The sequence below is a fragment of the Arthrobacter sp. UYCu723 genome (assembly GCF_054059215.1).
This window is the reverse complement of sequence record NZ_JBSSBW010000001.1, coordinates 1,407,546-1,430,298: the sequence shown is the minus strand read 5'-3', so window position 1 is coordinate 1,430,298 and position 22,753 is coordinate 1,407,546. Positions and strand designations below refer to the sequence as shown.

Here is a 22,753-nt window from a genome sequence, read left to right as displayed (position 1 = left end):
TGTATCCCCCAATTTTGACTGCCGATCCGGCACGTCCTCGAAGCCCCCGGCCTATCGGTCGCTACTAAACCGGACAACCGTCTTGTTTCATCCTACCGAAGCCAGATCAAGACGCCGTATCCGGCGGCGCGCCGTCATGATTGTTCTTGTCCATCCTTTTCCTGAGGCGGCCGGCCAGGCGGCGCTGGGATGCGGCTGTTTCCAGCCCGAACCCACCCCGGGCCCACAGATGCGCAAGTTAGCGGCGTAAGCCTGAGTGGTGCGGCTGAGTGCCCTGTGATGCCGCCCAACTGGCGGCCGCCGCGTCTCCTAGAAGCGGATAGCGTCGATCACCTTGACGCGGACAGCCACGAACGCCGGTATCGCTCCGGCTATCGCACCGACGAGGACGGCTGCCCCCAGGCCCAGCATGGCAGCCTCGATCGGAAACGCCGGGTATTCACTCAGGCCGGGAGCGATTTTGGACTCGATCCATGGGTTCTTGACCACGGCAACGGCCAGCATCACTCCGGCCATCCCGGCCACCGCCGTTGCCACGACAGACTCCATCATGACGCCAAGGAAGATCCGTCGGGAGGTGGCCCCAAAACTTCGTCTTATGCCGATCTCGCGCACCCGGTACCGCACGGTGACCATTGAGATGTTCAGCATGCCGACAGCTCCCAGGAGCAGAACGAGCCCGGCGATGCCGCCCACAGCCAACTGCACTGTCGCGAATGGGTCTCCCTGGCTGGCGTAGTCCATCCGCTCGACCTGGGCCTGCATACCCGGGAACTGCCGTTGAAGGTCTGACGTGATGGCCGCCTTGAGCGCATTTGCCTGGCCGTCCTGGACCCAGAGTTTGAACTGCCCGAATCCTCCCCCGGAGCCGGCGGAGACCCCGGCCCGGTCCGCGGCGCCCGTCAGCATAAAGGCAGTCGGCGGTGACTCCGGGTACGGATCCGGAACCACGCCGATCATGACCGCCGTGGTCTCCTGGGCGGCGAGCACTTTCACCTTCGGGTTTGTGGTCAGGTTTGGCCGTCCAGCGGCATTGTAGAACGCCTCGGAAACGACCAGCGCTGGGGCAAGACGTTCCTCGTCTTGAGCCGCGAACCAGCTTCCTTGCCTGACGTCCAGCCGGTGAATGACGCCGTAGCCGGGATCCACGACCTGGAGCTGAACTTGCTGCACGCCGCGAGGAAACTGGAACGGCTGCTGCGCCTGGGCCAAATGTGTGTAATGCGTTATCCCGTAGCGCTGGATGATGCCCCGGTAGGCTTGCTCGAGTTTCTGCGGATCCGGCTGACTGGGGCCGAAGACGCCGATGCCAAGCGTCGCCGACCGGCCGCCGTTGCGTTCGGAGCTCGCTGTGAACCCCTCACGCGCCAGATTTCCCACACCGACCACGGAGGTCAGGGCTGCAACCGAAAGAGCCACTCCCAGCAGTGCCAGAAGTATGCGTGTCTTGTTGATCCACAGTTCCTGCCACGCCTCCACCAGGGCCGAGGCCACCCCGGTCATGCTGGCATCACCGCCGGGACCTCGGCCGGGGTCAGAACGCCCGATTCCAGGCGGTAGCAGGCTCGCGCCAGGGCCGCGACATTGACGTCGTGGGTGATGGTGATGAGGGCGGCTCCAGATTCCGTCGCCACGGTGTCGAGCAGGGCCATGACCGCCTGTCCCGTGTCCACGTCAAGCGCCCCTGTGGGTTCGTCCGCCAGGATCAGCCGCGGCCGGCGGACGAGGGCCCGGGCGATCGCCACTCTCTGCTGTTCACCGCCGGAGAGCATATTGGGGTGGGTCTGCGCACGCGCGGCGAGACCCACCCGGTCCAACATATCCATGGCGATTTCCCGGCGGCGCCAGAATGTGGCCCCGCGGGCGTACAGGAGGGGCGTGATCACGTTGTCCAGTGCGCTGCGGCCCGGCAGAAGATTGAACTGCTGGAACACGAAGCCTACCGACGAGCCCCGCAGCTTGGCCCTTGCGTTGCCCCCGAGCTGCTGCACAGGAGTTCCCAGGAAGCAGAGTTCGCCGCTGGTGGGCAGGTCCAGTAGTCCGAGCAGGTTCAGCAAAGTTGACTTGCCACACCCGGATCGCCCGATCACTGCGGTGTGGTCGCCGCTGAAGACGGCGAGATCCACGCCCCGGAGAATGTGCAGCTCCTGATCATCGGGCAGCCGGACGGTCCGTGTCACGCCCTTGAGGGTCACCAGTTCCTCCACAGTCAACCTCCGGCCGGGAAAGAGCCGGGCCCGGCGAAGCCCGGGCCCGGCTGCACCTGCGCCGGTGCGCCGGGAATGAACTCGAGGACAGATTCCCCTTCGGCCAGGCCGGAGACGATCTCCACCACCGAGCCGTCGTTGAGGCCCAGCTGAACCTTGCGCTGTTGAGGCTGCCCGGCACCGTTTCCTGCGGGCTGTCCTGGAGCGGCGCCCGGGGCTGCGTCCGGGGCTGCGCCTGCGGTAGCAAGCCAGACCGATCCTTCCTTCACGCTCCCCTCCACAGAAGTAAGCGGCACGGTGATGACGTCGTTTGCCTGGCCGGCTGTCACTGTCATCGTCGCGCCCAGTCCCGCGAACACCTCCACCCCGGCAGGGACGGCGCAGCTGATGGTTCCGGTGGGTGTGCCACCCTGTTCGGGGGCCCCGCCTCCGCCGGGGATGGCTGCGGCGTAGGGGACGGACCGGGCCGCGCCTCCGGAAATTCCGCCCGAGCCGTTCCCGCCGGCGCTCCCTGCGCTGCCGCTGTCCGCGCTCTTCAACACCACGGAGGAACACTCGAAAGGAGCGGGGCCTCCCACGACGGATATCCGTGCGGAACCGGGCTTGGCCAGCAGCCGGTACTGTTGTGCGGCGTCGACTGATCCGCCGACGGTGAAGGTCCCTGGATTGACGGTCCCGGTAGATTCGCCCACGCCCACCTGCTGGTCAATGAGGACCGTAAGGGTCTCCAGTTCACCGGACGAGGGAGCGAACACATCCGTGTACGTATAAGTGGGACGGGCAATCGTCCGGGCAGGCCGGGCAGTAGTCCCGCCCGGTTGGGCCGACGCAGACGTGCTAGTGACGGCCTCCGCCGTCGGCTCAGCGGGAACTTCAGTACGGACCTGGTATAGCCGTTCCCCCGAGTTCACCTTGGTCCCAGGGGATAGAAAAATGTGGGCCACCACCCCGGCGGCTGTGTTGCGGACACCGACCGGTGCGTCGCTTTGGATGGTTGCCTTGATCTGAACCGTATTGGTGACGGTAGCCCGGGTGGCCTGGACCACCGGAATTGTGACTTCGGCCTGGGGCCCGACCACCGCGGGGCCTGGCTTCATCCCGTCGACGAAAGCGATCTTGACCAGTGCCACGGCTATAACGGCGAACACTGCCAGCCATGCCACCGGCATGACGACGCGCCTGAAAACCCTCATCTCTGCCCCATTCGGTAACTCCCCACAGAACCGCTCTGCGAGAGATGTGCTCACAGCCTATAGGCACTCGCCGCCGGGGCGTGGATATTCAGCAAGCCGCCGCGGACGCAGTCGGTGTTGTCAGCCAATCAGTTCGAGCTAGGCGGCATTGGCCGGCCCGTTGCGGCGGCCGTCCGCTTGCTGCCTGCGGTGTTATGTCCGTTCCCGGCGGGCCGGCCGTCCCGTCAATTGCCGTCGGCACTTCGAGCTGTCCCTCGCGCAGCGCTTGGTGGGATTCGCGGCACGCTCAGCCCCGGCCTGGTGGGGTCGAAAGTCCCATACACTCCGATCGGAGCATGACCTACACTTCCGGGCAAGGGACTCTGGGGTTTCTGGCTCTACTCATCCGGCGAGTGCATTGAGCGCCCCGACCAGAGAGTGAACATCATGGACCCTCCAACCATCCCATCCCGTCTCCTGCCTGGGTCCAGGCCATGAAGGCGACCAGGAGGACGCGCTGCACCAGGCCTTTCCACTCGGACAGTCCGCTCCCGGGCTGCTGGCTCATCTTGAGCAGGACGACAGCGAGGCTGAGGAAAGCACCGGTGGCCAGTGTCCACCCCGCCAGCGGGCGCCAGGCCGGTTCGCTGCGGAAGCGCCGGTAGAAGACGAAGCAACTGAGGGGCGCCGGGACGGTCAGGCCGCCAGACCAGCCATCCCCGTGGTGGTGCAAGCATTCCCGGGCGCCAGGACGCTGAGCCTGCAGTCGGCCTGGAACGGATCAATATGCGCGGGCAGGTGATGGGACTGCGAGCAGGCGCGCAGTTGTTCCATGGCGGCGGGCTCGACGCTGGCGCGGGTCATGTCGATTTCCACGGCGAGGCCTTCCATCAGCGCGTTGGCACGTTTGACGATGACGTAGAGGGCCTGAATGCTTTGCGCCGTCACGCGGCCCTGGGCCGCGATCTGGGCGTGGGCGCAATCGAGGTCCACGCGGACCAGGACGCTGAGCTTGTCTGTCATGGTACTCCTTACCCTTTGTGGACGGCCGCGACGCTGCGGCCGCCCACGCAAGCGTAGGCACGAACTGTGACGAACGCAACAGGGATATTGGGTATGACGTGCTCACATGCAGAGCGGCGAAGGCGATTGGCACCGTTCTTGGAGTCGCCATGAACGGGTTCCGCATTCGCTGTATCCGTGGAGGCCAATTTGCGTTCATAATGGCGAAATGAAGGCTGTGGAGACTCCTCGGGCCAGCCCGCGCTGACACGGCACTGAAGAGCTCCCCGGCGGCCGCCCCGGGCGTCGCCGACAAGCCGGATGGGCCCCGGAAAGCGCGGATGAAACGCGAAGACCAGGTTCGGGGGAGAGCACCGCCATCACTGCCAAGAAGGAGATATCAGCATGCTGAAGGAACTCGACATCATCGCGGTCCTGCCGGCGAAGGACATGGCCAGGGCGAGAGGATTTTATCGGGACGTGCTTGGGCTCGAGCCCGCGGACGCCATGGACGAGGAGAATCTGCTCTACCGCTGCGGGAACGGAACAGCCTTCCTGCTCTACAAGACCGACAATGCGGGCACCGCAAAAAATACCCAGATGGGCTGGGGGACCGACAACATCGAGGGGGAGATCGAGGAACTGCGGGGCCGCGGCGTCGTCTTCGAGGAGTACGACATTCCGGGCCTGAAGACTGAGAACGGCATCGCGACGACCCCGGTGGGGAAGGCCGCCTGGTTCACCGATACCGAAGGCAACATTCTCAACCTCTTCCAGCGCCAGTAACCGCACCGTTGAGGTCTGGGTCAACCGGGCCTCGTTGGTGGCCAAAGAGCCGGGCAACACTTACCTGCGCAAGGAGAAGCTGTGACCACTCCGCCGTCCGTCATTGTGTTCGATGTTAATGAAACTCTCTCCGACATGTCCCCCCTCGGGGCACGGTTCTCCGACGTCGGTGCCCCTGCACCGCTGGCCACGCTGTGGTTCGCCACTCTGCTGAGGGACGGGTTCGCCCTTACCGCGGCCGGGGACAACGGCCGGTTCGCCGAGATCGGGGCCGAGGTTCTGCGCGGAGTCCTCGGCCGGCTGGCTCTGGACGGGGGCCTGGATCAGGCGGTAGAACACGTCATGGCCGGCATGGCAGAACTGGGGCTGCATCCTGACGTACCCGAGGGCGTCCGGGCACTTAAAAGCGCCGGGTACCGGCTGGTGACCCTGACGAACGGGTCCACTTCGGTTGCTGAAGCGCTGTTCACTCCGGCCGGGATCCTTGGCGAGTTCGACCTCCTGCTCTCCGTCGAAGACGCTTCGGGCTGGAAGCCGGCCCGGGCAGCCTACGAGTACGCAGCCGCCGCCTGCGAGGTGGCGCCGGAGCAGATGATGCTGGTCGCCGTCCACCCCTGGGACATTCACGGCGCCGCCCGTGCGGGGCTGGCCACCGCGTGGATCAACCGGTCCGGGAGTGCCTACCCGGGCTACTTCGCTGGGCCGGACCACACCGCGGAATCGATCGGCGACCTTGCCGTGGTTCTGGCGCGGGCAGCCATGCCGTAGTCCACGCCATGCGCCAAAGTTAGTATGGTGCTGATCGTGCCAGCTCACGGTGTGAGTGGGCCTTGAAGGACGCGGAGTGCAAGGGCAGCATCACCTTCGATGATTGCGGTATCTGCGAGATTGGAGCGGCCCCAGAGACCGAGGTACATTCCGTGTACGTGGGCGGTAACCGATGCCGCGGCGGCACCCTGGCCGAGAGCCCAGCTGGTGCCCCCGGGTACGTGGAAGGTCACGGCCTCTTCTGGGTGCGGCATCCGTTCGAGCCGCAGCTGACGTGGGGCGAACATTGCCAGGACCTCATCAATACCGTCGAGCATGAAGTCCTCTCCGAGGGCTGGGCCTTCCAGATCTGACGCTTGGCAGGCGTCGACGAGGTGGATGGCGTGTTCGTGTGCCTGGCGCCGGAGCCAGAACCCGGCCGTGCGCGGGGGCGGGCCAAAGTTCCAGCACTGAGCCTCCGGGTCAAGCGCCGACATGGTCCCGAGGAACGCGTCAGCGCCTTCAAGGAACCATGCCGCGGCGCCCTCGGCCGGCGGGGCCGGTTCCTCGACGAACGTCCCCTCACGTACCACTGCGGCCGCCCACCGTTCGATCGAACCGAGGTGGCCGAAAAGCTCAACGAGTGTCCAGCCCGGACAGGCCGGAACAGATCGGGCCAGCACTTCGTCCGGCTGGCGTGCCAGCGCCCTCAGACGCTCGAGGCTGCTGGTCAGCTCAGCAAGGTAGCAATCGGGCCACATGAGTTGAGCATAACTGGCCACCGGGGAAGCTATCCGGGATCTACGGACGGGCCGCGGCAGGCACCGTCGACAGGGCTGCACGAAGCTACCCGCGGCGGAGGACCCGGCGCGGGTAGCTACGGGTGTGGCCAGTGGCGGTCAGTTGGCCTTGGCTGGGCGGGTTCGGGCCAGGGCCGTCACGCCGGCGGCGAGGCCGATCAGTCCCGCGGCCAGTCCGAACCAGCCGGCGGTGGAGCCAGCATCACCGGATGCTGTCGTTGCCGCGGCCGGGGCAGCAGACGGAGCCGGGGACGCGGAGGTCGCAGTGGTGGCGGGGGCCGCGGCTGCGGCCGAAGCGGCTGAGGAGGGGGCGTCCTTGGCTGTGGTCACGAACGACGGGGCCGGATGTTCGGGTTCGGCCTGGCCTTCGACGGTCTTCTCGTCCCACTTCACCACAGTGCCGTCGGTGTAGGTCTGAGCCGTGGGAAGTGTCACCGTGGTCCCGGCATCGGGGAGGACGCCGACGGAGAGCGAGAACGCCTGGTATTCGTTCTGTCCGATCTGGTGAGCGGCGTCGGCGGTCCACACCACGGAGCTTACGGCTTTGGTGATAGTGGCCCCGGCGACTGTGACCGGCTGGGGAAGGTCGCTGGTGGTGACCTCGGCCTTCCAACCCTCGACGGGTTTTACGGACACCGACGTGAATGGGGTGTCGGTGGGCACTGTGACTTCGAGTTTGCTGGTCTTGGCCGTTGCGGATTCGTTGGGGACGTTGAAGGTCAGGTGCGTGTAGCCGCCCGCGGCCGGGTCATCCGGGTCGACGTGGACGTGGGCCGAGGCTGCAGCGCCGCCGGCGGCGAGCAGGCCGGCGGTCATCGTGGCGGCTGCGGCGGTCTTGAGGGTACGGCGAAGGGAGGTCTTCATGGCAATCGTGCCTTTCACAAAAGAAAAATCGGAGCAGGAACCGGCCGGAACAGCATCCGTCCGGTGAAAGCGGCGGGTGGCCGCCTGCGGTCCCTGTCCGTGTGTGAAAAGGGTTCGTCTCAGGCGGCAGGCACAAGAGCGGGCGGGCCCCGCCGGGTCGGCAGCCGCCAGCCGGCCCGGTCCATAGGGCGGCTTGGGGTGGCTGCGCAGGGTCCGGGGACGCGCACGGGCACGGTGGTGAGAGGTTCGGGCTGCTGCACCAAGGGGCGCAGCCACTCGGAGAGCGCGGAAAGGGCCAGTTCCCCGCGGGCCAGCAGCACGGCGGTGCCCAGCGTCGCCACCGCGTGGGCGGCGAACATGGCCCCGTCCATGCCCGCCGCAGTAGCCGGCATGGCTTGGCTGAACAGCTCGGGGGCCAGACCCGCAGCCGTATTCCCGGCATGGCTGTGTGTCCCTGCCTCCGGAAACGTCGCGGGCGCAGCGGCGGACAGGGCGCCGAAGGACCAGTGAAGCCAGGCCTGCCCCGCCCCGAGCAGCCCGGTCAGGACGAGAAAGGACAGCCGGAAGCGTGTCAGGACCGCGACCGGGATCATCGCCACGGCACACAATGCCGTCAAGATCGCCGGCTCGGGCAGCCGACCGGCGCCGGCCAGGTGTCCGCCGGCGGCCAGCCCCAGAATGATGGATCCGATCAGCCCGGTGCGGAACAGCCGGAAGGAGGCTCGCGTCATCGTGGGCGGTCCCCTCCGGGTTCCAGGGGCAGGCTGGGATTCATTTGGAATTCTACGGGCCGGCCGGCCTCGGTGCGCACGAGGGGAGTTCATGACACCGGGCCGTCCGCGTCGTGTCCGGACAGGCGGCGGCGGACGTGAAATGCTGTCCCGGCCAGTCCCGCCGCCATTACGGCACCGCCGCGCTCTCGCCGTCTGTGTCGTAGGCGGAACCGGGACGGATTTGCGACGGCAATCATTACGAATTACCGACGTGTTCCTGCCGGGGCCGTTGGGCTCTCGCAGCTTGGACGGAGGCGACATAAGGTGGGTACATGGCGCAAACCAGAGGTAGTCTGCGGCACCTTGACGGGGATCTGCGCGACCGTCGGGTCCTCGTGGTCGAGGATGATCCGACGGTCAGGGAGGTCGCGTGCGACTACCTTCGCTCGGCCGGCCTGATAGTTGACCAGGCCATCGACGGAATCAGCGCCTTGACTGCTGCGGAGCGCACGCGGCCGGACCTGATTGTGCTGGACCGGATGCTTCCCGGTATCAACGGGGCGGAAGTCTGCAGAAGGATCCGGGCCCGTGCTTCGACACCGATCCTCATGCTCACCGCTCTCGGCTCCACCGAGGAGCGCATCGAGGGACTCGAAGCGGGCGCCGACGACTACCTGACCAAGCCTTTTTCGCCGCGGGAACTCGTCCTTCGTGTGCAGTCAATCCTGCGGCGCAGCGTCACTGACATCACCCCCGAAGCCCCCTTCGTCCTGGATGGCTTCAGGGTGGATGCGTCCAACCGCAGGATTTTCCAGGACGGCCGCTTGCTGGTCCTGGCGGTCCGCGAATTCGATTTGCTTGCCTTCCTGCTGAAACATCCTGATCAGGTCTTCAGCCGGGCGCAGCTGCTGAAAGAGGTGTGGCGTTGGGATTTCGGGGACCTGTCGACTGTCACGGTCCATGTCCGCCGGGTCCGCGAGAAGATCGAAGTCGACCCGACGAAACCGCGGTTCCTGACCACCGAGTGGGGCGTCGGGTACCGGCTGAGCGTCCCGGGGACCGGTGAGTCATGATCGGGCTGGCCGACTTCGGCATCATCCTCCTCACCGCGGTGGCGGCAGCGGCCGCCGTCGCGGTCCTCGCGGGGGTTGCGCTGCGGCTCGCGCGGCACAAATCGATGCTGTTTCGGCTCCTGATTGTCGTAGGGGCCACGGTTGCATCGATGGCGGCGGCGACCATCGCGATCGCTGCCGAGATGTATATCTCGGATCACGATCTCCTCGTGTTGTTCTGGATGATGGGGGTCACGGCAGCTATTAGCCTGGCCGGCGCCGCGGTGATCGGCGTCGGCATCACCCGTACGAGCGACCGGCTGCGTTCCACGGCCAGGGCAGTCGGGGACGGCCAGATCGTTGTGCCCGAGGATCACGACGGGCTGGAGTTCGCCGCCCTGGCCCGCGAACTGGCCGATACTTCGCAGCGGCTCGCCCGGTCCCGGGAGGAGGTGGCCACCCTTGATGAATCACGACGCCGCCTGGTTGCGTGGATCTCGCACGATCTGCGCACCCCGCTGGCCGCGCTGCGGGCGATGGCCGAGTCCCTTGAGGATGGCGTCGCCGAAGACCCTGCCCGCTACTACCGGCAGATCCGTCTCCAGACGGAAACCTTGGGCAGTATGGTCGAGGACCTGTTTGTACTGTCCAAGATCCAGACGGGAACGCTGTCCCTGCATATGGGGCCTGTGTCGCTGTTTGATCTGGTCAGCGATGCTGTGGCAGACCTGCACCCGGTCGCCGCATCACGATCGATCACGCTCAAGGAGTCGCGGACCGGAAACCTGACCCTTTTCGGCGACGCGCGGGAGCTCTCCCGGGTCATCGACAACCTTCTGATGAACGCCATCCAGCACTCCCCGGCGAACAGCGAGATCCTCATCTCGGCCCGCGAGACCGGGGACGAACACGTGGCGCTGAGCGTTGTGGACGCCGGCGGTGGAATCCCGGAAGAAGACCTCGGCAAGATCTTCGACGCCGGCTGGCGCGGCACGCCCTCCCGGACACCCTCGACTGCCGCAGGGATGTCTGCAGGGGCCGGCCTCGGGCTTGCCATCGTGGCGGGCATCGTTGAAGCCCACGCCGGTGGGGTGTCGGTCCGCAATGTTCCCGGCGGATGCCGGTTCGATGTCACCCTCCCGCGGTTCGGAGCCCGCACGGCTTAAGGGCCCGGCGTCGCGGAGCGCCGCGGGACGGTCGTTGCGGGGGCCCCATCGCAGCCGGCGTCCGGGATCCCCGGCGGCGGGTCTTCGGCCCTGCCTGTCCCGGTCAGCGGCTCGCGCCTCGCTGGGGAGCGGTGGCAAATTCGCGCATGCCTTCGGCAAAGCCGACGGCCGGGGACCAGCCCAGTTCGGCTTTGATCCGCTCGGAGGAGGCGGTGATGTGCCGCACGTCTCCGAGGCGGTACTCGCCGGTCACAACCGGCATCGGACCGGAACCGAACTCACTCAGCACCCGGGCTACGTCGCCGATGGTGTGCACTTCGTCGGCCCCGACGTTATAGGCGCGGAAGCCCGGGCCGCCGCCGGACAGCGCCTCCGCTGCGGCGGTATTTGCCGCGGCGACATCCCGGACATGGATGAAGCTGCGCCGCTGCGCGCCGTCTTCGAACACGCGTGGCGCTTCGCCGCGGGCCAGAGCCGAACGGAACAGCGAAGCGACGCCGGCGTAGGGAGTATCCCTGGGCATCCTGGGGCCGTAGACATTGTGGTAGCGCAGCGCGACCGCTGAGCCGCCGGTACTCCTGGCCCACGAAGCGGCAAGATGCTCCTGGCTGAGTTTTGATGCGGCGTACACGTTCCGAGGATCCAGCGGGGCGTCCTCGGTGACCATCGCCGGGATCAGGACTGCGCCCGTTTCCGGGTTGCGGGGATCGAAGATCCCTGCGCGCAGGTCAGCCTCGTCACGGGGACCCGGCCTGCAAGGCAGCCCGGTCTCGGAGTCCGTGTAGGCACCTTCGCCGTATACCACCATCGAGGAAGCCAGGACCAGCCGCGGGATGGCACGGCGTTCCATGGCAGCCAGCAGGACAGCGGTCGCGAAGTCGTTATTTCGGATGTAGTCGGGCGCGTCCGCGAAGCTGACGCCGAGCCCCACCTTCGCGCTTTGGTGGCAGACAGTGTCCATTCCCTCCAGCGCGCGGTCCACCGCGTCCGGGTCTGTGACATCTCCGGTCAGCAACTCCACCCTCGGATCAAACTCCGGCGGGCCGGCGTGGAGGGCAGGGTCCAGCGAATCCAGCACCCGGACTGACCATCCTTTGGCGAGCGCGGCGTCGACGATATGGGAACCGATGAACCCGGCACCGCCGGTGACGAGGAGCCTCACCGGGCGGACACTCCCTCGCCCGCAACCGGAAGAGCCATGATCCGGTCCACGGCTGTCTGATCCATCAGGGTGCGGGGGGCATAGTCATCGCCAATCGCGGCGATCGTCGCTTCGAGCACGGCCAGGACGCTGCGCTGGGCATTCTTCAGGCGCGCAAAAACGGCTTCGGCGGTCACCGGATCCGAACCGTCATGCCCGGTATCGGAATCGGTGATGAACGCCAGGTTGGCAAAGCCCATGTTCAGCTCGGCGGCCAGGACGGGTTCCGGGTACTGGGTCATGCTGATGATGTCAGCGCCGCCGGTGACGTACCAGGCCGACTCGGCCTTTGTGGAAAAGCGTGGCCCGTTGACAACCACCACGGTTCCCTGCGGAACGTAGCGGACATCCTGCGCCGCCAGCGCGGCACCGAGAAGTGAACGCAGTGCCGGGCAAAACGGCTCCGAGGCCGGCAGGTGCTGGACGCCGGCCGGGGTGACGCCGTCGGCCACGGTGCCGTCGAAGAAGGTATCGGTGCGTCCCCAGGTCCGGTCGATCAGTTGGTCCGTGACAACAAACGTCTCCGGCCCGAAGCCTTCGTGCAGTCCGCCCACCGCCGAGGAGGAAATCACCGCCTCGACGCCCAGGCTCTTGAGCGCCCAGAGGTTCGCCCGGTAGTTGATCTTCTGGGGCGGCAGCGAATGTTCCCCGCCGTGGCGGGGTAGGAATGCCACCGTCCGTCCGGCGACGTCGGCCAGCGTCACGGGGCCCGACGGCGGTCCGTAGGGAGTGCCGACGTCGACGGTCGCCCGGATTCTTGCGCCGGGGAGCCGGTATGTCCCGGAGCCTCCGATGATTCCGACGCGCGCCTGTGCCGTGCGGCTTGCTGATTGTTCCATAGGGCCATCCTGCCAGCCGTGCGGGAGCTCCGATGACGGGGCCGGTCCGGTCACCGCTGATCCGGGCTGCGGCTCAAGGCCTCGGTCCGGAGCGCCGACGCGGCGGCCAGGCGCAGCCCAGCTCGGCGCCGCAGCCAGGCTCCGGCGCCAAGTGCGGCGCCCGCGGCGAGGAGAACGCCCTGGTTGATCGGCTCGCTGTAAGGCTCGACCTTGGGCACCATGTAAATGACGTCCAGGGCAAGGATCACCGCGGTGTACTCCCACCTCCGGCTGAGCACGATGAACGGCAACAACATCAGCGCGTACCAGGGATAGTTGGGGCTGACAATCAGCAGGGTCAGCCCGATCATGACGGTCTGCTGGTCCCAGACGTTGTCGGCGCGTGTCCGCCGCATTACTCCCAGCGCCACGACGGCTAGGGCGGCCGCGCTGAGAAGCGGCGGCCACGTGCCGGTGGAAACGATCTGCGCGAGGCCGAACCGGATGCCGCCGCTCTGGCTGTACCCCTCTTCCCTGAGGTATCCGGGCAGGAACCCGAGAACCCCGGCCCCGGCGACCGCCAGGTACGGCACGTAGAGGAGCACGAACGTGCCCGCCGCCGCGGCGATGAACCTGACCGGGCGCCGGAAAAGCAGTGCGGGCGCGGCGATGACCGGGATGAGTTTGGTCGCCACCGCCGCCCCGAACGCCGCTCCCGAACGGAGCGGCCTCTCGCCGGCCAGCAGCATGCCGGCGGCCAGAATCAGCGCTCCGCTGAGCACGTCGACATGGGCGTTGTTCACCGCCTCAAGAAGCACGAACGGGCTCCACCCCCACACAGCGGCCAGCTCGCGGGGCAGCCCGCGTCTGGCCAGCACACGGAGCAGCATCAGGGTGACGGCCACACTGATGAGCAGCCCGCCGAGCTGGAAGGGGATGTAGCCGACGGTGTCCGGCACGGTGGCACGCACGCCGAGGAAGTAGAGCTCGGCCGCGGGCGGATAGATGGTGGGCACATGCGGCCGGTTGATCGCCGTGCACAACGGATCCCCGGAGGGAAAACCGGATGCGGCAACGGATTCCGTCCCGAACAGGTCCTGGGGACAGACAGGTTTGCCAGCGGGGCCGGAGGCGCCCGGCGCGAACAGCCAGCCGGGCCGGAGGCCGCTGAGGGTCTCGTCGATGGGCACATAGGAATAGGGCGAGATGCCTGCTTTTTGAATGATGCCGTCCCACGCATACCGGGCTGAATCGTTGCTGGTCCGGGGCGGGGCGCTCACGGCAACCACGCCCAGCAGGACAGTGCCCGCGACGATGACGGCTCCCACCCGGCGCCGCGGCACGTGCCGCAGGAGCAGGACGGCAGCGATGAGGACCAGCCAGGATAGGCAGGTGCCGACGACGGGCGCCGGCTGGAACGGGTTGCCGGGGAGCACCATCCACCTCAACAAGGCCGCACCCGCAAGGAACACGAAGGGAAGGACCACAAAGAGCCTGATCCCGTTTGTGCGGATTGATTCTGATGTACTGGCAGCCACCCTACCGATCCTGCCTCATTTCGGGCGCTGCCTTTGCGCTCTGCCGAAGGTTTCAGCGAATCGTAAGGTCTGGCGGCAGTTCGGCGGCCGGAATGGTGGTGTGATCTACGTATGGAGAAGCTCACCAACGCCTTGGCCGCCAGATTTGCGTCGCCGACGCGCAGTACGCGGCTGACGGTTGTTCTGGGGCGGTGGCTCGGCCTGAGCTTCACCATCTGTTTCCTGACGGGTCTTTTGAGCCACGGGTTGCAGGAACCGCCGTCGTGGATGTTCTTCCCCACCCGGCCTGTCTGGATCTACCAGCTGACCCAGGGGCTCCATGTGACCGCCGGTATCGCTGCCATTCCGCTGCTTCTGGCAAAGCTGTGGTCCGTCTACCCCGAATTGCTGAAGTGGCCTCCGATCAAGTCCGTGGCGCACGGCCTGGAGCGGGCTTCCATCGCCTTGTTCATCTCCTCTTCGCTGGTGCAGCTGACCATCGGCCTGATCAACACCTACAAGTGGTACCCCTGGCCCTTCCCGTTCCGTGAAACGCACTTCTGGCTGGCCTGGGTCATCTGGGGGTCGCTGCTGCTGCACATTGCCGTCAAGCTTCCGGCGATCATGGAGCACTGGCGCGCCCGTCCGGGCCGCGGGTCCGCGGGGGCTTCCGGCGCGTTGGTCCCCGTGCGTGAGACGAACGATGACGCGCCGCTGACCGACGACGGCGTGGCGCTGACCGACGACGGCGTGGCGGCGCCGGGCCGCTGGTCGCGGCGTGCTTTCCTGGCCGCCGTCGGGACCACCACGGGGGTGGTGGTGCTCACGACGGCCGGGCAGTCGTTCTCGTGGCTGGACCCGCTCAACTTTTTCGCGCCCCGGAACATGGGAACGGGCCCTCAGTCCGTTCCGGTGAACCGCACTGCCGCCGATGCGAAGGTCGCGGCCCTGGCCGGCGCTAAGGACTGGAAGCTGACCGTCAGCCACCAGGGGATCAGCCGTTCCTTCACCTGGGCGGAGCTCAAAGCCCTGCCGCAGTACGAGCACGAGCTGCCCATCGCTTGTGTCGAAGGCTGGAGCCAGACGGCCCGGTGGAGGGGCGTGCGGATCCGGGATCTGATCGGCGCTGTCGGCGCCCCGCCGTCGTCCTCGCTCCGTGTCACTAGCCTGGAACCTGAGGGCGCCTACCGGATCATGTCCATGCCCGCCATCTACGTGCAGGATGAGCTGACCTTGGTGGCCCTGGAAGTCAACGGGCAGACTCTCGATCTGGACCACGGGTATCCGGCCCGCATCATCGCCCCCGGACGCCCCGGCGTCCTGCAAACCAAATGGCTGCAGACTGTGGAGGTCCTGTGAAAACCGTGAAGAGCGCGAAGGTTTCAACCCCGGCCCGGGCGGGAAATTCCGTGAAGATCACGCGGTACGTCCTCGGAGTGGCGGGCGCAGGGTTGATCGGGTACGGGCTTTTGGGGTTGCCGACCAAGCTCGGGCCTCCGCAACTGATCGGGCTGCTGATCTGGCTGGCGGTGGCTGTCCTGCTCCACGACGGCGTCATGGTGCCGGTCTCCACCCTGGCCGGCGCGGGTCTCACCCGGGTGGGGTCCCGGCTGCGTCCGGCGTCGGCGGCGGTTCTCCGCGGCGCGCTTATGACGGGCGCCGTGGTAACGCTGATCGCGGGGGTGCTGCTCAAGGCGCAGTCCGTGGCCCGCAACACCAGCGCACTGGAGGGCGACTACGCCGCCAATCTGCTCTGGTTCTGGGCGATCCTGGTTACCCTGGCCGCAACCCTCATCTACGGGCTTGAACGTGCCTATAGGTCTGAACGTGGCGGCTCCGGCCGCGGCGAGAGACGGTAGAACACGCGGCCTTGACGGTGCTGGATGGCGGAGACCGTCCATCCAGCGGACTGCGCCCGGGATTCCAGACCTGCCCCGCCGGTCCGCGCCCAGCTGAAAGGCTCGCTCCGGTTGCCCAGTTCGTCTTCCAGCACCGCCGGGTAGGCGGTATCCAGGTCCTCGTCGGCCTCCACTTCCACCAGGAGCGTCCCGGAGGGTGCAATGAGCTGCCGGCAGCGGCGAAGCAGGGAGGTGATACTTCCCCCGATGCCGATGTTGCCATCGAGCAGGAGAACAGTCTGCCAGTGCCCGGATTGGGGTACCGCGGCGAATACCGACTGCTCCAGGGCGCGGTCACCGCGGCCGCGTGCCCAGCGGACCGCTTCGGCGCTCGTGTCTATGCCCACCGCCTGCAGCCCAAGTGACCGGGCCGCCGCCAGCAGCCTGCCGGGTCCGCAGCCGACGTCGAGGATCGGCCCTTGAAGACTGTGCAGGAGTGACCTTTCCATCAGGCTGGCATCCTCGCACCAGCTGCTGACATCGAATTCCACAGGTTCCGCGTGATGGTACTGGCTCTCCGGGCGCAGCGTCAGCGTTCCGGCACCATTCTGCAGGGCGCGGGCGTACGGCTCGCGCCGGCCCTGGCCAAAGAGCGCCACGGGTGCAACCCCGGCGGCGGTCACCGCAGGACTCCGGCGCGTAGGGGTTCGCCCTGTGCCAGATCCGAGGCCTCATCCACTGCGAAGGCGAAGTCTGTGCCCGGAATTTCAGCAGCGATCTGCAGGGCGTCGCTGAAGTGGTCCATGTCCCGAAGCTCGGGGAGCATTCCGACGGAGAGTCCGGCCGCGGCAAGCCGGGCGAGCTGCTCGGCTCCGGTGGTGTCAGTGGACATCGGCACTCCCCGGAGCAGCGCTCCGTCGGGCCGGAGCAGCGCAAGGGCCCAAAAGCCGCCGTCCGTTGCCGGCCCCAGCCAGGCTTCGTGCCGGGGTGCGTCCGAGGACCAGTCGCGCAGCAGTGGAGCGACGTGCTCCGTTGAGAGCTGCGGGGTGTCCATGCCGACAATGAGCAGCGGCCCCGTGGCTGCATCGCAGATGGCGGCCAGACGCTCGTCGAGGCCGCCGGCTGCCTGCGGCAGCACCGTGAATTGCGCCGCGTCAAGCGCGTTCGGGGTTCCGTCCATGACCAGAACCCTGTGGTGTGCCCGGAGAAGCCGAAGCGTGTTCAATGTGCGGCTGAGACTCAGCTGCGCCAGCGCGGCCGCGGCTTCGGGTGTCAGCGGAGGGCTGAGTCGGGTCTTGACCTTACCCGGCACGCACTCCTTGGCGATGACCGCAACTGTCAGATCCATGCTGTCCCTCATATGGTTTCTTCGTCGCGGGCGGCGGTCCGGATGGGTCCGGAAGCCGAAGCGGTGGCGGCAGCCTTGAGCTGGGCGGACATATCCTTGACCGCGGTCAATGTTCCGCGGACGGTGCCGGTCACCTTCGACTTCCCGGTGCGCGGGGCATAGGGCACGGGGACCTCCCGGATCCGCCAGTGCCGCAGGCTTGCCTTGAGGAACATCTCCAAGGGGTAGCCGCTGCGGCGGTCCTCCAGTCCCAGAGACAACAGACCCTCCCGGCGTGCGGCCCGCATCGGGCCGAGATCCGTGACCCGTTCCCCGGTCAGGCGCCGGAGCCGCCACGCCAGGACAACGTTGGCGATGCGGGCATGGAGGGGCCATGACCCGCGCTGGGGCTGCCGGCTGCCCAGCACCAGGTCCGCGCTTCCGTCCATGACGGGCGCGAGAAGCGTCGGCAGCTGCGCCGGATCGAGTGAGCCGTCGCAGTCGCAAAAAGCGACGAACTCTGCCGTTGAGGCGAGCAGGCCGGCATGGGCGGCGGCCCCGAAGCCCCGGCGGACCTCCGTCACCACGACGGCGCCCAGGCTGGCCGCCAGCGCGGCGGAACCGTCCGTGGAGCCGTTGTCGACGACGATGGCCCGGTACCCGCGCGGCAGGCGGGACAAAACCCACGGCAAGGCACCTCGTTCGTTCAAGCACGGCAGAACGACATCAACCCTTGCGTCGGTCATTTCAACCATCCTTCAAGGCTACGGATCCGGCAGCGTTGCTTGGCCCGGGAATCCTTACGGTATGCGCACGGAAAGTGCCGCGGACCTTCAGTGAGGGGCCGCGGCCTTCCCGCCGGTGCAGACCATGCATCCGGCAAGTTTTCCCGTGTGGGTTATTTGGTGTTGACGGTGATTTTGGCGATGCCGACGAGCATGTCGGCCTTCACGGCGTCGGTCTTGAAGGTTTTGTTCAGCAGGCCGGCGGCGGTCTCGGAGATCAGCACGCGGGTGCCTTCCAGGACGGCGGTGTCTCCGGACTTCGCCAGCGGCTTCAGGGTGGAGCCGTCGAGGTTGAAGATGTAGGCCTGCTTCGCGGCGGTTTCGCCGTTGACGGCGACGTCGCCGTAGAGCTTGGAGGTGCCCGGGTCGATGGTGAAGTTGGTCAGGTCCACCTTGGTGTCGCCGGCGGTGAGGGAGAAGCCGGAGCCGGCGTGGCTGATCAGGCCCTGGACGTAGGGGCGGTAGGCCTTGGCGGGGTCGTAGTAGTCAACCTTGCCGGCGGTGATGGGGAAGACCAGCGACCCGTCGGTGAGCGCGGCGGTGCCGACGACGCCGGGGGTCAGCTTCAGGGCCTCGAGGGCGGCGGCGAAGGAGGCGTCCAGCTTCACGGCGGTGCTGACCCCGGTCAGGGCCGGGATGGACGCCAGCGGCTTCGGCATTTCGGCCGACGCCGAAGAGGCGGCCGGGGCGGGGGCGTTGTTGGCCGGGCTGCAGGCGGCCAGGGAGAACATGAGGGAACCGGCGGCGGCGACGCCGAGGAATGTCTTGAGTGGGGTATGCATGGTGTGCTCCTTTTGTGTGGTGGGGGTGTCCCGTTCCCGAAGCCGTCGTGTTGGCCCGGGTTTTCCGGCGGGTCCGGAGTGGTCTGTCAGGAGTACTTCGGCGGCGGACCCCGCTCCGGATGGGTCCCGCCGCAACCGTCACCATTCCGTTACACCCACCCGGCCAGGCGCCGCGATGTCGACCCGCCGGCCACATCTTTGGTCGTCAAGGTGAGGCGAGGCCGAGTTGATAAACCCTGCTCGGCCCTAAGCCAAAGTTTTTGGACGAGGGCGGCCCCAGCCGAAGAGTCGACGCCGGCCGCCATGGCAACCGAGTCGAGTACTCACTGAACAACCAGCACATGCTTGCTGGTCTGGTCGTCGAGGCATCGAGGGCGATGGAGCGATTCACCCAGTTCCTGGCCGCCGAGACCTCCCGGTGGACAGAGCAGCCATTGCAGGTGACTCTGTTCGGTTCCGCGGCCCGCCGCGAGATGCGCAACGATTCGGACATTGACCTGCTGTTCGTCGTCCCGGACGGGGCTAGCGACCAGCTGTACGAAGGGATCGGTGACCTGGCCGTCGACGCGTACCGCCTCACCGGCAACGACGTCCGTCCGGTGGTCTACGAGGTATCCGAAGTCCACCGCGCGCCGGTCTTCGACTCGATCGACCGCGATGGCGTCCACATCTTCGGGGACAGCCGTTGGCTCTCGCGCCGGCTGCACGCGTTGGCGGTTGCCTGACGACGGCCCGCACGAACGCTAACGCGCGGCTCGAGGAAGCCCGCGTGTTCCTGGAAGCAGCGGAGACCATCGACACGCTGAACCGCCGTCGTATCCAGGGACGGGAAAATAGTACTCAACGCGGCGAACACCGCCAGGAACAGCCACAGGAGAATGCTGCGCCCGCGGCCCCAATGCTGTGCGGGACCCGGCGACTCAGGCGTGCGGTGTCCAGACCCAGGGAGTGGTGGTGGTGACTTCTTGGAAGCCGAGACGCCGGAGGATGGGCCTGCTGGCGTCAGAAGCATCGACCAGAAATAACTTGGTGCCGCGCTGGACCGCGATTTCGGCGCGGCGCGCAACGAGGGCACGGTAGATGCTTTGGCGACGCCACTGAGGCAGCGTCGATCCGCCCCATAGGCCGCCAAAATCGGTTCCGGGAACCGTGACCAGCCAGCCGGCCGAAACAATCTCACGCCCGGCCTCCGCGACCATGATGACGATGTCGCCAGGGGTCGAAGCCAGGCGGTCAGCCAGGTCATCGGACAGCCAGGACCGGTCCTGGCCCCAGACTTCGGATTCCATCCGGGCGACTCGGACAAGGTCCTCCCCGTCGGTCGTCGCGCGAAGTGACAGGCCGGTGGGGAGCGGGGGCAGCCCTGCCACTTCTTGGGCAGTGCAGATCAGAACCGTCTCTTCGTCCTCGGGCTCAAAACCGAACAGTTCCAGTCGCTGGGTCAGGTCCGCACGGTCATTGCCGTACGTCTTCCACTCGACGGCCTCGCCGCGCTCTGCAAATAGGTGCCCAACCGGCGGATGAGTGCATCCAACTCATCGACACTGAGCGCATCAAGGTCCTGGGCGAAGGCAAGCCCGCGCACGGGTGTCGTGACCCGAAGCAATGGTCCGTCCCAATCAAAATCCCAGCTACCCGGCAGCCGTGTCGCGATCCCCCCACGAACCTGTTGGTCGTGAGCGGCGAGGAGCTCTGCAGTGGTAAGCATTAGCCGATCCTGCCACACGGGCGGGCTCGGACCTCCGCTTAAGCTCGCTTTCAAGCTCGTTGACCTGTTAGAAACGATCAGTTTGTGACAAGCGGTGACCGCCAGCGGGGAATGGCGGCTCCTTCGCAGGATGAGTTGGCGGTTTCAGCGTCCAACCTTCTGGTAGAGAAGCTGCAGCCAGCGATTCACTTTCTCGGAATTGGAACACCAAAGTGCAGGTCCAGGTGCCGTCACGTCAGCTGGTCAACGTCCTTTTGAATCTCCCCCGGATTGAGCGCGCCCCATCTGCCAAAGTTTTTTGGGTCGCGTGGTTACACTTTGGGGGCTGCCGGACATTAACAGGGCATGAGCCTACAAACAGTCCGTAAGGAACGAGGGGACTTGGAGAAGGAGAAGCGCTTCTTGGCCGCGCATGCTGCCGGCCACGACCGCATCTATCGCTATTTCCGCCGTCGAACAGAAAACGCCGCTACCGCTGAAGACCTTTGTGCCGAGGTCTTCAGGATCACCTGGGAGAAGACAGGGCCGGACGACAGCCTTTCAGTCATGGTCCTCTTCGGGATAGCGAAAAACGTGCTCCGCAACCATGACCGGTCATCTGTCCGGTCCGCCGGCCTCCTCGGAGCTCTTCAGTTCGAACGGAACCACGAGCGCCACAATGATGAATCCCCCATCCATGAGGCACTGAGTCAACTTGGCCCCGACGATCGCGAAGTACTGCTTTTGACATACTGGGACGGCTTCAGCTCCACCGAGGTCTCCGACCTGCTTAACACCAGCGCCACCGCGGTCAGGATGCGCCTGCACCGGGCCCGCAAGGCACTCAGCCACCTACTTCAGACCCAGACGCAGCCAGAGGGAGCAGCAAGATGAACAAAACCACTATGTCCGGTGACCTCGAAAGCCATCTTGCATCTGTCGATCCGGGAAACTCAGTCACCGAATCTGAACTGGCCAGGAGCCGGGCCAGATCGCTGTCCTTCCTGACTCCCGACGCCGGCTCGGTGCCCCATGACCAGCTTCGCGCGGGCCACCTGGATGGGCCGTACACGCCCGTCGAAGCCCGGCCTGCCGTTACTTCGCTGTCCTCGCGCCGCCCGCGTCGGTTCGTGCGCCGGGTTGTGCTCGCCTCGGCAGCCGCCGCCATGCTCGTCGGGGCGATCGTGGCCGCCGACGTCATTGTGCCCGGCAGCCACGGCGGCGCAACCGCCGAGGCAGCCGAAGTGTTGAACGCCGCCGCAGCCGCAACCATCACCACGTCCGACCCGCTCGTCGGACCTGGCCAATACCTGAAGATAGATACCACAGCCGTCTACGCCATGGGCGTCCTATTGGGGGACCCTGGAGGAGACCGCCGTACGGTGGAGTGGCTGGACAAGTCCTCCGACCATCTCTACGTTCCCGCCGACCAGACAGCCGAATGGATCTGGAACCGCGAAGCCCGCATCCCAACGACGTTCTTCAGCGAGGATGCCAAGGCGGAGGCGGCCAAATACCAGCAGTCCCAGGCCGGTGACCCCATCAGGATGGGAGAACTGCTGAGGGCACCGGGTGGGAACTTCTACGGAGAACAGCGGATGCTGTTCGCCGGCATGCCCCTGCTCGAGGGGGTGAAGACTCTGCCCCGTGACCCCCAGGCCCTCCTGGACACAATTCGTCAGCGAGGAAAGCAAGGCAGGCCGGAAGCCGAAACGCTAGAAGCCATCGCGGAAGCCCTGGGCACCGGAGTCGTCCCGGCAGACCTCCGCGCTGCACTGTACAAAGCGGCCGCGCTCATTCCCGGAGTCACCGTCGTAGACCGGCAAGCGAACCTTGACGGCAAGGTAGGCACAGCGATCGGGATCGAGCGTCCGGGCATAGAAACCCGGATGGACATCATTATTGATCCGGCCACCGGGCTGCTGATCGGAGAACGGGAGGTTGCGCTGACAGCCACCGCTGATTTCCCCGCCGGAACGGCGACATCCTGGACCTCGGTTCAAACCTCAGTGGTCGATTCTGCGCCCTAGCAACCACTGAACCATCGGAAGACCTCCCGGCATCACGAGCTCCCGGGAGGTCTTCTCACTGTTCAGACCTCCGGTCTCATCGACGGCCCGGCGCTTCCGGCCAGATCCAGCCGGCACAACCGGCAGTCCAGGGTGTGAGTGAACCTTCAATCGTGGGTGCCTGCGACCCCGGATATGCTTGATTTTTCTCCCGATCAGGGACCCCTAGCGCATATCGCGGAAGCCTCCGTGAACTCTTTTGCGGGGAACGGGCAATACA

Annotated in this window: 24 protein-coding genes; 9 read left to right on the top strand and 15 right to left on the bottom strand. The window is 66.5% G+C overall.

What is annotated here, in order from left to right; translation table 11 throughout:
- Positions 1-309 precede the first annotated feature (309 nt).
- The 4 genes from ACVWZ8_RS06635 to ACVWZ8_RS06620 all read right to left on the bottom strand — a co-directional run bounded on the left by ACVWZ8_RS06635 (position 310) and on the right by ACVWZ8_RS06620 (position 4,402).
- Positions 310-1,503, bottom strand: a complete 1,194-nt coding sequence (locus ACVWZ8_RS06635) for an ABC transporter permease (RefSeq protein ID WP_456504178.1) — start codon at positions 1,501-1,503, stop codon at positions 310-312.
- Positions 1,500-2,198, bottom strand: a complete 699-nt coding sequence (locus ACVWZ8_RS06630) for an ABC transporter ATP-binding protein (protein ID WP_426979786.1) — start codon at positions 2,196-2,198, stop codon at positions 1,500-1,502. Before ACVWZ8_RS06630 ends, ACVWZ8_RS06635 begins: the two co-directional genes overlap by 4 nt.
- An 11-nt stretch (positions 2,199-2,209) precedes the next feature.
- Positions 2,210-3,400, bottom strand: a complete 1,191-nt coding sequence (locus ACVWZ8_RS06625; protein ID WP_456504177.1) for a hypothetical protein — start codon at positions 3,398-3,400, stop codon at positions 2,210-2,212.
- A 675-nt stretch (positions 3,401-4,075) separates the two neighbouring features.
- Complete coding sequence (locus ACVWZ8_RS06620; RefSeq protein ID WP_426975686.1) at positions 4,076-4,402, bottom strand: hypothetical protein; 327 nt, start codon at positions 4,400-4,402, stop codon at positions 4,076-4,078.
- Positions 4,403-4,786: 384 nt separating this feature from the next.
- Between ACVWZ8_RS06620 and ACVWZ8_RS06615 the strand changes: the two genes are divergently transcribed.
- Positions 4,787-5,167 (top strand): VOC family protein, encoded by a 381-nt coding sequence (locus ACVWZ8_RS06615; protein WP_426975687.1) that lies wholly within the window; start codon positions 4,787-4,789, stop codon positions 5,165-5,167.
- 81 nt (positions 5,168-5,248) lie between these two features.
- The gene (locus ACVWZ8_RS06610; protein ID WP_426975688.1) at positions 5,249-5,935 is read left to right on the top strand and encodes a haloacid dehalogenase type II; all 687 of its coding nucleotides are present in this window, start codon (positions 5,249-5,251) and stop codon (positions 5,933-5,935) included.
- Between the two features lie 44 nt (positions 5,936-5,979).
- On the opposite strand, the gene ACVWZ8_RS06605 is transcribed toward ACVWZ8_RS06610, so the two are convergent.
- The 3 genes from ACVWZ8_RS06605 to ACVWZ8_RS06595 all read right to left on the bottom strand — a co-directional run bounded on the left by ACVWZ8_RS06605 (position 5,980) and on the right by ACVWZ8_RS06595 (position 8,309).
- Positions 5,980-6,675: a maleylpyruvate isomerase family mycothiol-dependent enzyme gene (locus ACVWZ8_RS06605; protein ID WP_456504176.1), complete on the bottom strand. Its 696-nt coding sequence runs from the start codon at positions 6,673-6,675 to the stop codon at positions 5,980-5,982.
- 138 nt (positions 6,676-6,813) lie between these two features.
- Positions 6,814-7,578, bottom strand: a complete 765-nt coding sequence (locus tag ACVWZ8_RS06600) for a YcnI family copper-binding membrane protein (RefSeq protein WP_456504175.1) — start codon at positions 7,576-7,578, stop codon at positions 6,814-6,816.
- Positions 7,579-7,697: 119 nt separating this feature from the next.
- Positions 7,698-8,309, bottom strand: coding sequence for a hypothetical protein (locus tag ACVWZ8_RS06595; protein WP_456504174.1), 612 nt, complete (start codon positions 8,307-8,309; stop codon positions 7,698-7,700).
- Positions 8,310-8,623: 314 nt separating this feature from the next.
- Here ACVWZ8_RS06595 and ACVWZ8_RS06590 point away from each other — a divergent pair, with 314 nt between their 5' ends.
- Together ACVWZ8_RS06590 and ACVWZ8_RS06585 are read left to right on the top strand one after the other, a co-directional pair.
- A complete protein-coding gene (locus ACVWZ8_RS06590; RefSeq protein WP_456504173.1) occupies positions 8,624-9,364 on the top strand; it encodes a response regulator transcription factor in 741 nt (246 codons plus the stop codon).
- Complete coding sequence (locus ACVWZ8_RS06585) at positions 9,361-10,509, top strand: sensor histidine kinase (protein WP_456504172.1); 1,149 nt, start codon at positions 9,361-9,363, stop codon at positions 10,507-10,509. The genes ACVWZ8_RS06590 and ACVWZ8_RS06585 overlap by 4 nt, the downstream gene beginning before the upstream one ends.
- Positions 10,510-10,612: 103 nt before the next feature.
- Here ACVWZ8_RS06585 and ACVWZ8_RS06580 read toward each other — a convergent pair whose 3' ends face one another.
- Genes ACVWZ8_RS06580 through ACVWZ8_RS06570 form a run of 3 tightly spaced genes read right to left on the bottom strand, consistent with a single transcriptional unit; the run spans position 10,613 to position 14,066 of the window.
- Positions 10,613-11,671: an NAD-dependent epimerase/dehydratase family protein gene (locus ACVWZ8_RS06580; protein ID WP_456504171.1), complete on the bottom strand. Its 1,059-nt coding sequence runs from the start codon at positions 11,669-11,671 to the stop codon at positions 10,613-10,615.
- Positions 11,668-12,549, bottom strand: a complete 882-nt coding sequence (locus ACVWZ8_RS06575) for an MTAP family purine nucleoside phosphorylase (RefSeq protein ID WP_456504170.1) — start codon at positions 12,547-12,549, stop codon at positions 11,668-11,670. The genes ACVWZ8_RS06580 and ACVWZ8_RS06575 overlap by 4 nt, the downstream gene beginning before the upstream one ends.
- A 50-nt stretch (positions 12,550-12,599) precedes the next feature.
- Positions 12,600-14,066, bottom strand: coding sequence for a glycosyltransferase 87 family protein (locus tag ACVWZ8_RS06570; RefSeq protein WP_456504169.1), 1,467 nt, complete (start codon positions 14,064-14,066; stop codon positions 12,600-12,602).
- A gap of 111 nt (positions 14,067-14,177) precedes the next feature.
- Between ACVWZ8_RS06570 and ACVWZ8_RS06565 the strand changes: the two genes are divergently transcribed.
- Together ACVWZ8_RS06565 and ACVWZ8_RS06560 are read left to right on the top strand one after the other, a co-directional pair.
- Entirely contained in the window at positions 14,178-15,404 is a 1,227-nt protein-coding gene (locus tag ACVWZ8_RS06565; protein WP_426975697.1) for a molybdopterin-dependent oxidoreductase, read from the top strand.
- A complete protein-coding gene (locus ACVWZ8_RS06560) occupies positions 15,401-15,904 on the top strand; it encodes a hypothetical protein (RefSeq protein WP_456504168.1) in 504 nt (167 codons plus the stop codon). Before ACVWZ8_RS06565 ends, ACVWZ8_RS06560 begins: the two co-directional genes overlap by 4 nt.
- Here ACVWZ8_RS06560 and ACVWZ8_RS06555 read toward each other — a convergent pair.
- From ACVWZ8_RS06555 to ACVWZ8_RS06540, 4 genes are all read right to left on the bottom strand, one after another.
- Complete coding sequence (locus ACVWZ8_RS06555; protein ID WP_456504167.1) at positions 15,859-16,566, bottom strand: class I SAM-dependent methyltransferase; 708 nt, start codon at positions 16,564-16,566, stop codon at positions 15,859-15,861. The two genes, ACVWZ8_RS06560 and ACVWZ8_RS06555, sit on opposite strands and share 46 nt — an antisense overlap.
- A complete protein-coding gene (locus ACVWZ8_RS06550; RefSeq protein WP_456504166.1) occupies positions 16,563-17,231 on the bottom strand; it encodes a TIGR04282 family arsenosugar biosynthesis glycosyltransferase in 669 nt (222 codons plus the stop codon). Before ACVWZ8_RS06550 ends, ACVWZ8_RS06555 begins: the two co-directional genes overlap by 4 nt.
- An 8-nt stretch (positions 17,232-17,239) precedes the next feature.
- Positions 17,240-17,956: a glycosyltransferase family 2 protein gene (locus ACVWZ8_RS06545; protein ID WP_456504165.1), complete on the bottom strand. Its 717-nt coding sequence runs from the start codon at positions 17,954-17,956 to the stop codon at positions 17,240-17,242.
- Positions 17,957-18,108: 152 nt separating this feature from the next.
- Positions 18,109-18,777, bottom strand: coding sequence for a hypothetical protein (locus ACVWZ8_RS06540; protein ID WP_456504164.1), 669 nt, complete (start codon positions 18,775-18,777; stop codon positions 18,109-18,111).
- A gap of 341 nt (positions 18,778-19,118) precedes the next feature.
- On the opposite strand from ACVWZ8_RS06540, the gene ACVWZ8_RS06535 reads away from it, so the two are divergent.
- Positions 19,119-19,502: a nucleotidyltransferase domain-containing protein gene (locus ACVWZ8_RS06535; RefSeq protein WP_456504163.1), complete on the top strand. Its 384-nt coding sequence runs from the start codon at positions 19,119-19,121 to the stop codon at positions 19,500-19,502.
- A 195-nt stretch (positions 19,503-19,697) separates the two neighbouring features.
- Here the strand turns inward: ACVWZ8_RS06535 and ACVWZ8_RS06530 are convergent, their stop codons facing one another.
- A complete protein-coding gene (locus ACVWZ8_RS06530) occupies positions 19,698-20,066 on the bottom strand; it encodes a GNAT family N-acetyltransferase (RefSeq protein WP_456504162.1) in 369 nt (122 codons plus the stop codon).
- Between the two features lie 800 nt (positions 20,067-20,866).
- Here ACVWZ8_RS06530 and ACVWZ8_RS06525 point away from each other — a divergent pair.
- Together ACVWZ8_RS06525 and ACVWZ8_RS06520 are read left to right on the top strand one after the other, a co-directional pair.
- Complete coding sequence (locus ACVWZ8_RS06525; RefSeq protein ID WP_426975706.1) at positions 20,867-21,358, top strand: RNA polymerase sigma factor; 492 nt, start codon at positions 20,867-20,869, stop codon at positions 21,356-21,358.
- The gene (locus tag ACVWZ8_RS06520; RefSeq protein WP_426975707.1) at positions 21,355-22,494 is read left to right on the top strand and encodes a CU044_5270 family protein; all 1,140 of its coding nucleotides are present in this window, start codon (positions 21,355-21,357) and stop codon (positions 22,492-22,494) included. Before ACVWZ8_RS06525 ends, ACVWZ8_RS06520 begins: the two co-directional genes overlap by 4 nt.
- Positions 22,495-22,753 lie beyond the last annotated feature (259 nt).

Excerpts from the sequence above, each read along its gene's own strand:
- ACVWZ8_RS06635 (WP_456504178.1), bottom strand. The coding sequence starts at position 1,503 with ATGACCGGGGTGGCCTCGGCCCTGGTGGAGGCGTGGCAGGAACTGTGG.
- ACVWZ8_RS06625 (WP_456504177.1), bottom strand. The coding sequence starts at position 3,400 with ATGAGGGTTTTCAGGCGCGTCGTCATGCCGGTGGCATGGCTGGCAGTG.
- ACVWZ8_RS06620 (WP_426975686.1), bottom strand. The coding sequence starts at position 4,402 with ATGACAGACAAGCTCAGCGTCCTGGTCCGCGTGGACCTCGATTGCGCC.
- ACVWZ8_RS06615 (WP_426975687.1), top strand. The coding sequence starts at position 4,787 with ATGCTGAAGGAACTCGACATCATCGCGGTCCTGCCGGCGAAGGACATG.
- ACVWZ8_RS06605 (WP_456504176.1), bottom strand. The coding sequence starts at position 6,675 with ATGTGGCCCGATTGCTACCTTGCTGAGCTGACCAGCAGCCTCGAGCGT.
- ACVWZ8_RS06600 (WP_456504175.1), bottom strand. The coding sequence starts at position 7,578 with ATGAAGACCTCCCTTCGCCGTACCCTCAAGACCGCCGCAGCCGCCACG.
- ACVWZ8_RS06595 (WP_456504174.1), bottom strand. The coding sequence starts at position 8,309 with ATGACGCGAGCCTCCTTCCGGCTGTTCCGCACCGGGCTGATCGGATCC.
- ACVWZ8_RS06590 (WP_456504173.1), top strand. The coding sequence starts at position 8,624 with ATGGCGCAAACCAGAGGTAGTCTGCGGCACCTTGACGGGGATCTGCGC.
- ACVWZ8_RS06585 (WP_456504172.1), top strand. The coding sequence starts at position 9,361 with ATGATCGGGCTGGCCGACTTCGGCATCATCCTCCTCACCGCGGTGGCG.
- ACVWZ8_RS06575 (WP_456504170.1), bottom strand. The coding sequence starts at position 12,549 with ATGGAACAATCAGCAAGCCGCACGGCACAGGCGCGCGTCGGAATCATC.
- ACVWZ8_RS06565 (WP_426975697.1), top strand. The coding sequence starts at position 14,178 with ATGGAGAAGCTCACCAACGCCTTGGCCGCCAGATTTGCGTCGCCGACG.
- ACVWZ8_RS06550 (WP_456504166.1), bottom strand. The coding sequence starts at position 17,231 with ATGGATCTGACAGTTGCGGTCATCGCCAAGGAGTGCGTGCCGGGTAAG.
- ACVWZ8_RS06545 (WP_456504165.1), bottom strand. The coding sequence starts at position 17,956 with ATGACCGACGCAAGGGTTGATGTCGTTCTGCCGTGCTTGAACGAACGA.
- ACVWZ8_RS06540 (WP_456504164.1), bottom strand. The coding sequence starts at position 18,777 with ATGCATACCCCACTCAAGACATTCCTCGGCGTCGCCGCCGCCGGTTCC.
- ACVWZ8_RS06535 (WP_456504163.1), top strand. The coding sequence starts at position 19,119 with ATGCTTGCTGGTCTGGTCGTCGAGGCATCGAGGGCGATGGAGCGATTC.
- ACVWZ8_RS06530 (WP_456504162.1), bottom strand. The coding sequence starts at position 20,066 with ATGGAATCCGAAGTCTGGGGCCAGGACCGGTCCTGGCTGTCCGATGAC.
- ACVWZ8_RS06520 (WP_426975707.1), top strand. The coding sequence starts at position 21,355 with ATGAACAAAACCACTATGTCCGGTGACCTCGAAAGCCATCTTGCATCT.